This window comes from Streptomyces sp. NPDC003393 (assembly GCF_053589015.1).
In genome coordinates this window covers 1-13671 of record NZ_JBSFRB010000079.1, presented here as the reverse complement: position 1 = coordinate 13671, position 13671 = coordinate 1, and the positions used below count along the sequence as shown (strand labels likewise).

The 13671-nt window shown below is 68.5% G+C and carries 14 protein-coding genes and 1 pseudogene; 6 read left to right on the top strand and 9 right to left on the bottom strand.

The genetic code is table 11. The annotated features are described in order from the left end of the window. Positions 1–478: pseudogene (locus ACWDUZ_RS37940) on the bottom strand (hypothetical protein); the annotation flags it as partial. Positions 479–631: 153 nt separating this feature from the next. Between ACWDUZ_RS37940 and ACWDUZ_RS37935 the strand changes: the two are divergent. Continuing rightward, positions 632–988 (top strand): hypothetical protein, encoded by a 357-nt coding sequence (locus ACWDUZ_RS37935; RefSeq protein WP_451636383.1) that lies wholly within the window; start codon positions 632–634, stop codon positions 986–988. An 8-nt stretch (positions 989–996) separates the two neighbouring features. Here the strand turns inward: ACWDUZ_RS37935 and ACWDUZ_RS37930 are convergent, their stop codons facing one another. From ACWDUZ_RS37930 to ACWDUZ_RS37920, 3 genes are all read right to left on the bottom strand, one after another. Further along, a complete protein-coding gene (locus ACWDUZ_RS37930) occupies positions 997–1395 on the bottom strand; it encodes a hypothetical protein (RefSeq protein WP_451636382.1) in 399 nt (132 codons plus the stop codon). Beyond that, complete coding sequence (locus ACWDUZ_RS37925) at positions 1392–2240, bottom strand: IS5 family transposase (protein WP_451636381.1); 849 nt, start codon at positions 2238–2240, stop codon at positions 1392–1394. The genes ACWDUZ_RS37930 and ACWDUZ_RS37925 overlap by 4 nt, the downstream gene beginning before the upstream one ends. A 143-nt stretch (positions 2241–2383) precedes the next feature. After that, a complete protein-coding gene (locus tag ACWDUZ_RS37920) occupies positions 2384–2929 on the bottom strand; it encodes a TetR/AcrR family transcriptional regulator (protein ID WP_451636380.1) in 546 nt (181 codons plus the stop codon). A gap of 190 nt (positions 2930–3119) precedes the next feature. On the opposite strand from ACWDUZ_RS37920, the gene ACWDUZ_RS37915 reads away from it, so the two are divergent. From ACWDUZ_RS37915 to ACWDUZ_RS37895, 5 genes are all read left to right on the top strand, one after another. After that, entirely contained in the window at positions 3120–3959 is an 840-nt protein-coding gene (locus ACWDUZ_RS37915; RefSeq protein ID WP_451636379.1) for an oxidoreductase, read from the top strand. A gap of 267 nt (positions 3960–4226) precedes the next feature. Then, on the top strand, positions 4227–5678 hold the full coding sequence (locus ACWDUZ_RS37910; protein WP_451636378.1) for an aldehyde dehydrogenase: 1452 nt from the start codon (positions 4227–4229) through the stop codon (positions 5676–5678). A gap of 306 nt (positions 5679–5984) precedes the next feature. Beyond that, on the top strand, positions 5985–7418 hold the full coding sequence (locus ACWDUZ_RS37905; RefSeq protein WP_451636377.1) for an MFS transporter: 1434 nt from the start codon (positions 5985–5987) through the stop codon (positions 7416–7418). Positions 7419–7543: 125 nt separating this feature from the next. Then, positions 7544–8314 (top strand): transposase, encoded by a 771-nt coding sequence (locus ACWDUZ_RS37900; RefSeq protein ID WP_451636384.1) that lies wholly within the window; start codon positions 7544–7546, stop codon positions 8312–8314. A gap of 128 nt (positions 8315–8442) precedes the next feature. Beyond that, on the top strand, positions 8443–8724 hold the full coding sequence (locus ACWDUZ_RS37895; RefSeq protein ID WP_451636376.1) for a transposase: 282 nt from the start codon (positions 8443–8445) through the stop codon (positions 8722–8724). 314 nt (positions 8725–9038) lie between these two features. Here ACWDUZ_RS37895 and ACWDUZ_RS37890 read toward each other — a convergent pair whose 3' ends face one another. The 5 genes from ACWDUZ_RS37890 to ACWDUZ_RS37870 form a co-directional block, all read right to left on the bottom strand. Next, a complete protein-coding gene (locus ACWDUZ_RS37890; protein ID WP_451636375.1) occupies positions 9039–9956 on the bottom strand; it encodes a hypothetical protein in 918 nt (305 codons plus the stop codon). 136 nt (positions 9957–10092) lie between these two features. Then, positions 10093–11171, bottom strand: a protein-coding gene (locus ACWDUZ_RS37885; protein ID WP_451636374.1) for an IS630 family transposase whose coding sequence is annotated in 2 segments (ribosomal slippage) — positions 10093–10670 and positions 10670–11171 — 1080 coding nt in all. Because the reading frame shifts where the segments join, the coding sequence is not laid out codon by codon here. Positions 11172–11274: 103 nt separating this feature from the next. Continuing rightward, the gene (locus tag ACWDUZ_RS37880) at positions 11275–11949 is read right to left on the bottom strand and encodes an ATP-dependent DNA ligase (RefSeq protein WP_451636373.1); all 675 of its coding nucleotides are present in this window, start codon (positions 11947–11949) and stop codon (positions 11275–11277) included. A gap of 15 nt (positions 11950–11964) precedes the next feature. Then, positions 11965–12456, bottom strand: a complete 492-nt coding sequence (locus tag ACWDUZ_RS37875) for a hypothetical protein (RefSeq protein WP_189879814.1) — start codon at positions 12454–12456, stop codon at positions 11965–11967. Positions 12457–12623: 167 nt separating this feature from the next. Next, positions 12624–13220, bottom strand: coding sequence for a hypothetical protein (locus ACWDUZ_RS37870; protein WP_451636372.1), 597 nt, complete (start codon positions 13218–13220; stop codon positions 12624–12626). Between the last annotated feature and the right edge of the window lie 451 nt (positions 13221–13671).

The window sequence follows — 13671 nt, the reverse complement described above, 5'->3', positions numbered from 1 at the left end:
TGAGGTCCTGCAGCATCCAGGGATGCGTCTGGTCCGTGACGTGGCTGCGGGTGAGGCGGTCGGTTCCGGTCTCGTATCTGTTGGTGACGTAGATGTTCTTGTTGTCGGTGCCTCCTGTGCCCAGTGTCAGCTGCAATGGCTGGCCGAGGGCCGAGTAGGACACGTTCCGCAGGTAGCCGGTCAGTCCGCCGAAGTCCGTCAGGTCGCCCAGGCCGTCGTAGCCGTAGTCGATCGCTTCGGACTCGAGGCCTCCGACGGCCGGCTCCTTTGTGCCCTTGAGTGTTCCGTCGATGTTGTAGTACGTCTCGAACGACAGCGTGGAAGGCTGGCCTGCCTTGACGAACGGGTCACTGTCCGGCAGTTGCAACTGGGTGCCGGTGGCCCGGCTGAGGCTGTCGTAGGCGGTGACCGTCTGGGTGTAGGCGCTGCCGGCCTTGCCGCCCACATAGCGCGTGGAGGACGTCGGCAGGCCCTTGAGAGGACGGTTTGACAGCTTTTGCCCATGACTTGCCTTGAAGGGCTCTCATCAGCGGGTACTTCGAAGGCGCTGTCCGGTGGGGCGCCAGGCGATACTCGCCCTGTGGACTGGTTGGAGCGAGCTCGGGCGGCGGAACAGCTTCAGGATTGGGACGTGGCGATCGCGCTGGTAAGCGCCCATGCCGAGTGCTTCTCCGACGATCCGGACATGCACGACAACCATCTGTGGCACATGGATCTGCTGGCCCGAGCGGAACGGATTCCAGAACTTACGGAGCGTGCCCTCACGGATAAGCACGCACGTCGAAGACTCAACAGATCGCTTCGAGAGCGGGCTATGGAAGCGGCACTGCGTGATCGCGCCGAAGGCGGTGACCGCGGCGCCCTGTACGTCCTTGTTCGACTGATGTGCGAGACGGGTCGGGTGCACGAAGCCCGGAAGGTAGTCCAAGACATCGGCCCGGAGGACCAGTACGCACAGCAGATTGCGGCCAGAGACTGCTGGCCATAGATGTCCGGCTATGACTTTCTCGTGAAGTTGCCGATGTCGACCTCGGTGAGAAGGCCGAGCTTGACCAGGCGTTTCAGCTTGGCGCGGGTGCCCTCGATGTTCTTCGGCAGCAGTTCGTGGTCGAGGGCTTCGCAGACATCACGGGCCCGCAGCGGACCGGTGGCCTCGTTGAAAACCGCGAGGATGCGGGGGTAGTCCGGGTGCTCAGGCAGGTCCGGCGAGGAAGCCGGGAGTCGGTCAGCGAGGCCGGTGATGGTCTTCCGGGTGATCGCGAGGTGTTCGAGGTGGGTCTCGGCCTCCCGCAGGCGGTCCTGCAGTTCGGTGATCTGTCCGCGGAGGTCGTCGGCCAGGGCCCGGGCGGCTTCCTCCTGGATGCCGAGGGCGTCGAGCAGAGGCTGGAGGTTCATGCGGTCACCGTCTGCGGTCCGCGCCAGGTGGGGGTGTTCGCGCCGGTGAGGCGGCGGGCCATGACCTGTGTCATGGCCCAGTAGATGCGGGAGGCGGACGAGGCCGGGTGGTGCTCGTAGTCGCGGACCAGGCGCCGGTGCAGTATGAGGATCCCGTAGGTCTGCTCGACCCTCCACCGCTTCGGCTGCGGGACGAACCCCCGGTCCTGCGGGTTGCGTTCGACGATCTCCACGTCGATGCCGAGCGCGGTGCCGTGGTCGACCACGGCCGTCTTGAAGCCCTGGTCGACCAGGGCTTTGCGGACGGTGCCGCCGGTGTGCTCGGCGACCTGGTCCAGCAGGGCGATGCCGGCTCCGTTGTCGTGGGTGTTCGCGGCCAGGACGATGACGGCGATGACCAGGCCCAGCACATCCACGGCCAGTCCCCTCTTGCGGCCCGGCACCCGCTTCGCCGGGTCCCGGCCGGTCGTGGACGCGGGGACCCCGGCGGCCGCGTGGACGCTCTGGGTGTCCAGCACCACCAGGGTCGGGTCCTCTAATCGGCGGGCTCGTTCACGGACCTGGCAGCGCAGGAGTTCGTGGATGACCTGGTCGGTGCCGTCGTCCCGCCAGGCGGCGAAGTAGTAGTACGTCGCGCTCTTCTGCGGCAGGTCGTGCGGGAGGTAGGCCCACTGGCAGCCGGTCCGGCCCTGGTACAGGATCGCGTTGACGATCTCCCGCATCACGTAGGCGCCCCGGTGGCCGCTGACCGAGCGGTGCCGGTCCTTCCATGCGGTGATCACCGGCTCGATCAACGCCCACTGCTCGTCCGATAAGTCGCTCGGGTACGGCTTGCGTTCACTCACCCCACCACATCAGCAGGCCACCGGCTGCGGACCGGAAGATTCCGTCCGCACCCACACCATCAGGCGACGACAGAGCCACTCAAAAACTCACGAACCGCCCTCTTAGAAGTCCCTTGGGCCACCGCGGCCGGGCCGGTCGGTCGTCAGGTGGCGCCGAGGCCGCTGAGGAAAGTGCTGGCGACGAGGTCGGCGGCTTGCGGGGGATCCATGGCGGGGAACTTGTGGGCGGCCGTGTCGACGAGTCCGTCGAGGACCGCCCGCGCCCAGGCCGCGTCGGTGCCGGCGCGCAGGTAGCCCTCGTCGATGGTGCGGCGGACGAAGGCGTCGAGTCGGGCGCTCTGCTCCTGGCGACGGATGCCGGCCTCGGGGTCCTTCTGCATCATGCGGCGCGTGTCGACAGGCCATTGACGGCTGACGGGGATGATCCCTTCCAGGTAGCGGTGGAGGGCGACCGGAACAGGGGCCTCGGTGAGGCGTGCCTCGTCCAGGACCTGTTCGGCGGAGTCGAGTTTGGCCTGGAAGACGGCACTGAGCAGCGCCTCGCGGCTGGCGAAGCGGCGGTGGACGGTGGTGCGGTCTACTCCCGCGGCGGCGGCGATGGCCGCCATCGAGGTGCCCGGGTCCTCGGCCAGCAACTGGGCCCCGGCCTGGAGCACAGCGGTGAGGTTGCGTGCGGCGTCAGCTCTCATGATCTGGAGATTCTACGTCCAGTGGTCACTTTCGGCACACTTTCCAACACGTGAGTCGCAACACCAATAGAAACTACCACTTTCATGTTGCAGTAATGGGAAATCCCTCTACTATGGCGTGGCAAGCCCGCGCTGGAGCGCTGGGAGAACGACGAAACAACGAGACGACGCACGAGAAGAGGGATGCGCTATGTCACGGACTTGGCTGATCACCGGCGGCTCGCAGGGGCTGGGCAAGGCTCTGGTTCTCGCGGCGCTGAGCGCCGGCGACAGGGTCGTGGTGACTTCTCGAAGGCCGGAGACACTGACCTCCTTGCGGGCCGAGCACCCTGAGCGACTGATGGTGGTGGCGCTGGACGTCACCTCCCCGTCCGACGCCCGGGACGTGGTGGCGACGGCGGTGGAGCAGTTCGGTTCGATCGATGTGCTCGTGAACAACGCCGGTTACGCCACCAGCGGCTCGATCGAGGACTTTCCAGAGGACGAGTTCCGCGCGCAGGTCGAGGCGAATCTGTACGGGGTGGTCAACCTGACCCGGGCGGTGCTGCCAGTGATGCGGGGCCGGCGGTCCGGGCACATCGTGCAGATATCGTCCATCGGCGGACGCGTGGGCGGCACGCCCGGCCTCAGTGCCTATCAGACCGCGAAATTCGCCGTCGAAGGGTTCTCCGAGGTGCTGGCGAATGAGGTGGCCCCGTTCGGCGTCAAGGTCACCATCGTCGAGCCCGGCGGCATCCGCACCGGCTGGGCCGCGGGCGCGGCGGAGCCGTCCGGTCCCGTCGCCTCCGAGTACGAGGAGACGGTCGGCGCGTGGCTCGCGAGGTTCGCCGAGTACGCCGGCAACGAGCCGGGTGACCCCGACCGCATGGCCCGCGCGATCGTCGGCGCGGTGGAGGCGGCGAAGCCCCCGCGTCGGCTGCTCCTCGGCAGCGATGCCCTGGAGATCGCCATCAGCGCCGAGGAGGCGCGCCTCGCCGAGGCCCGCGAGTGGGCCGAGGTCAGCCGCTCCACGGACTACCCCACCGCCTGACCACTTCGTTCCGGTGATGCGCCCGCACGCTCGGGCACCACCGGAGCGCGGCTGCCCGACCATCGGAGGCCGACGCAACCACCGAAGGCCGGCTCAGCCAGCCCGGTCGGAGCGCCTACCTGTCCTTCCGACATGACCGCAGAGCGGCTTCGCCCAGATCCCCGCACGCGAGGTGGCACCGCCCGCACCCGTCGGCTTGCCGACGCGCCCCCACTCCCTCCTCCCCACCACCCTCTCGCCCCTTTCGCACAGAGGAACCGTGAAGACATGACTGTTCGCGACAAGCTCTACATCGGCGGCGCATGGGTCGCCCCCAGCGACCCGAATCTGCGGATCGACATCCTTTCCCCGCACGACCAGTCCCTGCTGGGCAGCGCCGCGCAGGCCGCGCCCGCCGACGTCGACGCCGCCGTCGCCGCGGCCCGCGCGGCCTTCGACGACGGGCTCTGGCCGCGCACCAGCCCCGAGGAGCGACAGGAGATCGTCCGGCGCTACGACGCCCTGCGCGCTGCCCACGCCGACGAGGTCGCTCAAGCCATCTCCGTCGAGAACGGCTCGGCCGGCTGGTTCACCAAGGCCGGCCAGCCCTTCCTGACCCGCCAGGTGAAGGCGTACCTGAAGGCGGCCGAGGAGTTCGGCTGGGAGGAGATCATCGAGCCGTCCGACCCGTCGGTGTCCTTCGACACCATCGTCCGACGGGAGGCGATCGGCGTGGTCGCCGCCGTCATCCCGTGGAACTCGCCGTTCTCCGCAGCCACCGCCAAGCTGGTCCCGGCCCTACTGGCCGGAAACACCGTTGTCCTGAAGGTCTCCCCGGAGAACTCTCTCAGCATGATGCTGCTGGCGGACCTGTGGCACGAGGCCGGGCTTCCCGCGGGCGTGCTCAGCATCCTTCCCGCCGACCGCGAGACCAGCGAGTACCTCGTCTCTCACCCCGACGTCGACAAGATCGCCTTCACCGGCTCCACCCGCGCCGGCCGGCGCATCGCCTCCATCGCGGGCGAGCACCTCAAGCGGGTCAGCCTAGAGCTGGGCGGCAAGTCCGCCGCCCTCATCCTCGACGATGCCGACCTGGACGCCGCCGTCCAGGGCCTGCGATTCGGCTCCTTGGCGAACAACGGCGAGGCCTGCATCCTCCAGACCCGCATCCTGGCCCCGCGCAGCCGCTACGAGGAGGTCGTCGCCGCGATCAAGGCCATGGTCGAATCGCTGAAGGTCGGCGACCCGTCCGCTCCGGACACCTTCATCGGCCCGATGATCCGCCCCGACCAGCAGCAGCGCGTCATCGACTACATCCACGTCGGCATAGCGGAGGGCGCCCGGCTGGTAACCGGCGGCCCGCAGATCCCCGAAGGCCTGGAGAAGGGCAACTACGTCACCCCGACCGTCTTCGCCGATGTCGACAACTCCATGCGCATCGCGCAGGAGGAGATCTTCGGCCCGGTCCTGTCCGTCATCGCCTACGACGACGAGGACGACGCCGTCCGCATCGCCAACGACTCCGCCTACGGCCTGTCCGGCGGCATCTGGACCACCGACCCTGAGCGGGCCCTTGCCGTCGCCCGCCGACTGCGCACCGGCACGGTCACCCTGAACGGCTCCCCGATGAGCTTCGACGGTCCGTTCGGCGGCTACAAGGCGAGCGGCATCGGCCGTGAATACGGCAAGGTCGGCCTGACCGGCTACGTCGAGCACAAGACGATCACCCGCGACCGGTAGTCGCACACCCTGCGACACAAGCACAGCGCAGCCACAGCCCCTGCGGCCAGCGCCCCCGCGCGCCGGACTGGCCCGCCCGCGAAACGGCCCACCAACGACACGGGCCCACCCGCGGCACGGCCCGGCCCGTCCGGGCCCCATCCGGCCGGCTGCGTCGCACACCGGCGGTAGACCTTCGGTCCCGCCCATGAGATGCCGGCCCGCACGAATCCCGGCCAAGCCCCTCGAGCCGTGGCCGTCCGAATCACGGCGTGCGACTGCTCCCGGCGCCCTTCGCCATCCTTCCGTTCCCCGGAGCGTCATTCCATGCCCAGCAAGTCGCCCCGCCTCACCTTCGCGGTCCTCGCCAGTGGTGCGGGCGTGTTCTCGATGCTGCAGTCGCTCATCGCGCCGGCGTTGCCGACGATCCAGCACGCCCTGCACACCTCTCAGTCCACCACCACGTGGGTGATGACGGCCTATCTGCTGTCCGCCTCGGTGTTCACCCCGATTCTCGGCCGCGTCGGCGATCTGCTCGGCAAGACGCGCACGCTCGTTGCCGTCCTGGTGGCAGTGCTCGTAGGGTGCCTGCTCGCGGCGCTGGCACCCACCATCGGCGTCCTGATCGTCGCCCGTGTCGTCCAGGGCATCGGCGGAGCGGTGTTCCCGCTCTCGTTCGGCATCATCCGCGACCAGTTCGAGGCCGGCCAGGTCAGCGGCAGCATCAGCAACCTGTCCGCCGTCATCGCCGCGGGCGGCGGCGTCGGCATCGTCGCCGCCGGGCCCATCGTGGCCGCGCTCGACTACCGCTGGCTGTTCTGGTTCCCCGTCGCCATCGTTGCCGTCACCGCCCTCATAGCCGCGCGCCGCATCCCCGAATCGCCTCACCGTGCGCAGGGACACGTCAACTGGCTCGGCGCGCTGCTGCTGTCCGGCTGGCTGGTGGCACTGCTCCTGCCGGTCAGCCGGGGCAGCCGGTGGGGCTGGAACTCCGCCTCCGTGATCTCGCTGTTCGCCGCGGCCGTCGTCCTCTTCGGCCTGTGGCTGCGCGCCGAGTCACGCAGTCCGAGCCCGCTGATCGATCTGCGCGTTCTGCGCACGCGGCCGGTGTGGACCACGAACACGGCCGCTCTGCTGTTCGGCGCCGGCCTCTCCTCGGTCTGGGCCTTCCTGCCGGGCTTCGTGCAGACGCCGAGGTCGGCCGGATACGGCTTCGGTGCGAGCGTCACCGCATCCGGGCTGCTCATGCTGCCCATGCTGATCGCCATGTTCGTCGCCGGGGTCCTCAGCGGCCGCCTGGAGCCACGGCTCGGCGCCAAGCACCTGCTGATCGCCGGTTCGGGCCTCGCCGCACTCGCATGCGCCATCCTCGCCCTGTTGCATGACGAGCAGTGGCAGATCGCCGTCGCAGCGGGAGTCTTCGGCCTCGGCGTCGGCCTGGCTTTCGCGTCCATGGCCAACCTCATCGTCAGCAGCGTGCCCGCCGAGCAGGCCGGCGCCGCGACCGGCATGAACGCCAACCTCCGCTCCATCGGCGGTGCCATCGGAACCGCCATCATGAGCCTGCTCGTCACCAGCCACCTCGCGCATACCGGCCTGCCCTACGTCTCCGGCTACACCCACGGCTTCTCGGTGCTGACCCTGTTCCTCGTCGGCGCCGCACTCGCCGCGGCCCTCGCGCCCGCTCGACACGCCGCCCACACGCCGGGCCGAGCGACCGACAGCCCTGACCCGCAGCCGGATGCGGTCAGCCGGGCCTGATCAACGGAACAACCGAACAATCACGACAGCAACGGCACACCGCGACCGTTCAGCTCGAAGAACGCGCCGTCTAAGGGCTGTCCCGTAACTGCTGGTCATAGTGAGATGTTCTTGGTGTGACTGGTGTGACTGGTGTGATCACGGCGTCGGAGCCGTCCTGGATAGCCCCGTTCACCGGGCTGAGCCCGCGTGCCTTCGGGAAGCTGGTCACGGTTCTGCGGCGTGAGGGTGCGGACGCGGTCCGCAAGGGCCGGCCCTGGAGCCTGCCGCTGGAGGAACGGGCTTTGCTGGTCGCGGCCTACTGGCGCACGAACCTGACGATGCGGCAGCTCGCCCCGTTGTTCGGGGTGTCGAGGTCGGCGGCGGACCGCATCATCGATCATCTCGGTCCGATGCTCGCGCTCCAGCCCCGCAAGCGGTTCGCCAAGGACACCGTGCTCATCGTGGACGGCACGCTGGTGCCCACTCGCGATCACACCGTGGCCGCGCAGTCCAAGAACTACCGGTACTCCACCGCCCATCAGGTCGTCATCGACGCGGACACCCGCCTCGTCGTGGTGGCCGGCCAGCCGCTGCCGGGCAATCGGCACGACTCCCCCGGCTGGGAGGAGTCCGGCGCCAAGGACGCCGTCGGCAGCACCACCACAATCGCCGACGGCGGCTACCAGGGCACCGGACTGGTCATCCCGCACCGCAAGGCGAAGGGCCAGGCCGAACTCCCCGACTGCAAAGAGGAACACAACCGGTCCCACAAGCAGGTCCGCGCCCGCGTCGAGCATGTCTTCGCCCGCATGAAGACCTGGAAGATCCTCCGCGACTGCCGTCTCAGAGGCGACGGCGTCCACCACGCCGTGCTCGGTATCGCACGGATGCACAACCTCGCCCTCGCCGGATAGGCCAGCGGCCCGGTACAACGCCCGACCTCACCCGAAACCGATCGGAGATCATTTACGGGACAGCCCTTAGGCACAGCAGAGCATGGCTGTGGCGGGCTAGAGGGTGTCTGAAAAGCCGGTCAGCGGGCATGTGGGCTGGTACCAGGGTGGTTGCGCGCTGTCGGGGGCTGGAGTGCGCGGGCTGCGTCCCCGTTACACGACGGATCTGCGTGAACGCGCGCGCTTACTGGCTGCGGGCCCGCTGCGCATGGAGACTGCTGCCGCACGACCTACCGCCCTGGCAGACCGTGTACCACTACTGGCGGCAGTGGCGGCAAGATGCCGTGTGGGAGCGCATGTTGACCGGGCTGCGCGAGTGCGATCGAGTACGCACTGAAGGACAATTTCGCCGAGTTGTCCGCACGGTCTGAGGGGGAGCCCGGGCTCCAGTGGGGAGAGGCCGGTACCCACCTGCGGGGACGGCTCGTGGATCTCTTGGCTGACGACCGATGCGGGACCGCGCAGCGCGGTGATTACTGACTTCGGCCCGTCAGGGTGATGGTGGTGGGAGGCCGAGGGAGAGGCCCGTTCCCGCAAGGAATCCGTTGAGGAGGTCGCGGTCCAACGCGGGCTTCGGGGCGGCCGTCCCTCTGCGCCAGTACCTCTCGGCGGCGATCGACGTCTCCCCGTCGGTCTCCCGGCGGGCCTTCACAGGCACGCTGTAGCGGTCTGACAGCCGCGGGACTCAGGCGTCGATGCGCACCCAGGTACGGCCGGCGCGGAGAAACAGGGTGCCGTCGCGGCCCTGGCCGCAATGCATGACCACCCGCCCGGGCACCCGCACCCGCTCCTGGCTGATGGCGACACACACGTCGCCGACCAGCTCCGCGCGGGTCACGGTGGTCCTGCGCTTGTAGTGGTCGCGGCTGGTCAGGACCACCCGCGTGCCACGCACGGCGAATCCGTCCGGATCCTTCACCGGGCTGCGATAGCTCGCGACTTCGCCGGTGGAGGGTGTGATTCGGGTGAGGAAGGTTCCTTTGGGGCTATACCAGACCAGCCACACAGATTCGCCTTCCGTGGCGGCCGTGCAACCCTCCAGTGGCCAGTCGGGAAGTCTCCCTTTCGGTGCCCACGTCGCGATGCCCCGGGTGTTCCAGCCCGCCAGGCCGGCCGCGGATTCCGGGTGGTTGCCGTAGATGCCCTCGTCGCCGTAGGCGGTCCAGATGCCCCCGCTGCGGTCGGTGACCAGGGCCGGGATGTCATCACCGAGGCAGAAGGCACCCTCCGGCCGGCCCTCGGGGGAGTACACGACGGCGTTCTTCCACCAGGCTCCCTCCGCGTCCCGGTGGGTACGGCCCGATGCCAGCAGGAACCGGGAGCCTGGGAGCAGGGCCAGATGGCTGGGCCGCATGTCGATCCCTTCGACCGGGATACGTCGCTGCTCCTGCCCGGAGGCGATGACCAACTCTCCGTCGAACGGCGTCTCGGCACGCCATCCGATCCACCCGCGGGGATACTTGTCGCGGCTCAGGTACCGGCGCTGGACCAGCATCACGGCGAGTTCGCCGTCCGGTCCCACGGTCCACCACAGCGCACGCCACCCCGCCTGGACGTCCTTGGGGGACAGCCGCCACGCGATGGGTAGCTCGTCGAAGATCATAAGGATTCATTTTCGGGACTCCGGGGGCCTACGCCGCCCGAAGATCGCCACGTTACAGGTCGGGGCGGTCTCCACTCCCACCGGGAGCGAAGTCCCGCCCTTCACTCCGTCCTCTGCAATAACTGACCACAGCTCGTCAGGGTGATGGTGGCTCATCGAGGGTCAGACCGGTGCCCGTTATGAAGCCGTCGAGGGTGTCGGGCCGATACTGAAGGCGTTTGAGCCGGTTGCGGACGAGGGCTTCCAGACGGTCGAGGGCCATGACGGCGAGGTTGGCCAGACTGCGTTTGACGTGCGCCCATACCCACTCGACAGGGTTGAGGTCGGGCGAGTAGGCGGGCAGCAGGAACACCGTCAGCCACTCGCGCTCGGCGATCAGCTCACGCATGGCGTGGGAGACATGGGTGTTCAGACGGTCCCAGACCAGGACGATCGGTGCCTTGACGAGCTGGTGGACGCCGTCGATCAGGGCGATGAAGTCGCGCTCGCCCATGCTGCGGCGTGAGCCGTTGCCCGCTCGGTGAGTGCGCAGGCGGTGGCACAGCCGGGTCCGGGAGCCCGGGCGCATCGCGATCATTCCGGCCACCGACAGGCGCCCTGAGCGACGCCCGCTGACCGTCACGACCGGGGTGCGGCCTCGCCGGCCCCAGGTGCGTCCTCGGGGCGGCTTTCGGGTGAAGCCTGCTTCGTCCTCGAAGCAGATGCATCCGCCGCAGGCCGCCCGGGCTCTTTTACCTCGGCCCAAGTCGCCTCCTTCCACGCGGTCACGGCCTGCTCGTCGCGCTCGGCGACCCGCCGCGCGGGCACCTGCGGGCTAAAGCCGAGCCGCTGCATCAGCCTCGTCGCCCCGGAGACGCTGTAGGCGACGTGGAACTTCCTGCCGATCAGCGTGGCCACCCTCGCCGCGGTCCACACCTGGTCCTCCACCCAGCCGTGCGCGGCCGGACCCTGCTCCAGGTACGCGGCCAGTCTCTCCAGACAGCGCGGGGACAGACGGCAACAAGATCCACTCGGGCCACGGGAGGCCAGAGCCCGCGTCCCGTCGTCTCTCCACAACTGGTGCCACCGGTAAGCCGACTTCCGGCTCACCCGCAGGCGCCGTGCGACCTCTGTCGGCTTGATCCTCTGCTCGAACAACTCGGCCGCCTGCATCCGTACCGACTCCCGGCGCCGCCGTCCCGCAGCGGTCAACCCGCCCCCATCGCCATATCTCACACACCACGGGATACAGCCACCGCTCCGGAGTCTGCAGGAACTTCACCGAAGTTCACCTCGACGAGCCGAAGTCAGTAGCGCCTGCCCCCCTGTCCGCGGCCGTCTACGCGGCAGCAAGAGGCGACAGGTCGCCGCTGTACGAGGAGTCCACACACATGACGCCAAGCGGCAGCACCCTTTCCGCATGGTCCGACGAGTCCTTCCAGGAGAAGGACTCCGCCGGCTTCTGCCGCTCCAGGAGCTCGCGCCGCTCACGGTACGGCCGGTGCAGGAGCTCGGTGCCCGCCGCCTCGAGAACGTCGAACGTGATGAGGAAGGCAGGCCGGGCGGCGGCGACCGCGACAGCGATGCGACCGCGCCGCCGGGCACGGGCCTGCAGCTCGGCGAAGTCCAAGCGGCCGTGGAAAGGGACCACGAGCTCCCCGTCCAGCACCAGATCCTCGCCGAAGGCGTCGGCGGCCTGGGCGATGTCAGGGAACGCGTCGGTCAGGTCGGCGCCGTTGCGGGACTGGATGAACACCCGGCCCGGGCGGGCGAAGACGAGGGCCCGGCTGGCACGCGTGCGTCTACTCGGCTCCGCACGGTTCACCCACCCCGTGGCCAGCCCTGGACGCCCCGCGGCCTCGTGGCGCACGCGCTGGGTCCAGGCCGCGCCGTCCTGGACCCAGGCGGTCGTCCAGGCGCAGTTGCACGCGACCAGCGTCCGACCGGTCCGGCGCTGCTCGCCCCGGCCGGCCGTCTCGGTCTGCTGGATCTGCACCACGCTGCATGGAATCACGCCCTACAGGTGGGCCTACTTCTCGATGACGAAGTAGATGGCCCGGTGCTCATCCACCTTCTCCAGCAGGCCACTGTCCGCCAGTCGTCGGTACACCTCTCGGATGTACTTCTCGGAGGGGTGGTAACCGGCGTCTCGCAGGGTTTGCATTCCGCGGCTCGGGTCCCAGGTTCCGCCGAGCGCGCGAACGGATTTCTCCAGGGACTCTCGCTGGGTGTTCTCAGCCTTCTGCACCTTGGCCATGTGGTTGCGGATGCTTTCAGGGGCGCCCTTGTAGTCGCAGTGGTCGCACTTCTTCCAGGCGCCCGCTTCGACGGCTGCGTCGGTGACGGGGTTATCGGGGCCGTAGCCCTGGCTCTTGAGGAGTTCGGCGACGGAGCCGTTGTGGTGGACGGCGAGGTAGGCGGCTTCGGCGATCTTGTCATGACCGGCGGCGAATGTGCGTCCGTAGCCGATGGCGGTCTGGCAGCCGCAGTAGCAGCGGTTGGTGGTCGCGGTGTCTGTCATGCCGTCAGGTTAGCCACCCCGGAGGGCCTTAACAAGGCTTGGGAATCCTTGGATTTCTAGGGTGATAGAAGGTAGGTGGCGCTCCGTGCCCCACGCTGGGCGCTACATGTCCGTTGGCCGTAGCTATACGAGAACAAGGCCAGGTACCCCGGCCCCGCTCGTTCGGTTCAGGCTCCGGGGCGGGAGCGGAGGTAGCCGGGCAGGTGGCTGTCACAGCAGGCCCACTTGGTGCCGGACTTGTCGGTGACGGTGTACTTGGGCTCCTCGGGGCAGGGCTTGTTCTTGCTGCCTCCCCAGGTGCACCGCTGTTGGCTGGCAACACCGGTGAAGTCACCGGGGTCGTAATCGCTGATCTCGACTGCGGTGGGGCGACGGCCGGTTAGGTCCCCGACAGCGAGGACTTCCTTCGCGCCGAAGGCGCGGCTGACGCCGGAGGGGGTGAGGCCGGCAGCCTCGCCGAGGGTTTCCAGCGTGTGCGGGCGCGGGGTGACGTAGACCCGGCCGTAGGCCAGGAGCAGCCGAATCTGCTCATCGGCCGCCTTCTTGATCGCGACAAGGTCCTCAAGCGAGGCGAGGAGCGGATCGTAGTCCGGGCCGTGCTCGGCCTGCGCGGCTCCCCATGTCTTGAGGAAGGCCATGCGGGGCCTCCACGCTTCCTCCACCGCGGCGCCGCGCGCCGTGCTCGGAGGTTCGTCCTCGTCGTAGTGCGGCAGCGGCCAGCGGATGGCGTAGACGTCGTTCAGCAGTTCCTCATATGGAAGCATGCTTTGAAGAATGCACCCAATTTTGAATGAGTACAAGAGAGTTGCCGAAGGTAAACGAATCCTGTTCGGCGACGACGACTCCGACCAGCCCGCGCAGCACCCGGCCACACTCCCCCACCACCCGCAGAACCGCTCTGACGACGGCAACGGAGTACCTGAAGGCCGGCGCCCTGGCCGTCGCCACGGTGACCGCGCGGCACTATGTGCGGGCCCTGCGCGGCTTGTGGGAGCAACCGAAGTGACCACACGTGGAACGCGAACCGCGCCACGGTGATGAGCTTTTGGCGCTGGATGCGCGAAGACGAAGAGGACGGCTATGCCTCGCTGACCCTGGGGACCTCCCCCTGAGTGGTGGGCACGCTGATACTGGATCTGCTTGATCCGGAGAAAGCGAGACACCGCCGATGGCGTTGAAGGACTACTCGGACGAGTTCAAGGCCGATGCTGTGGC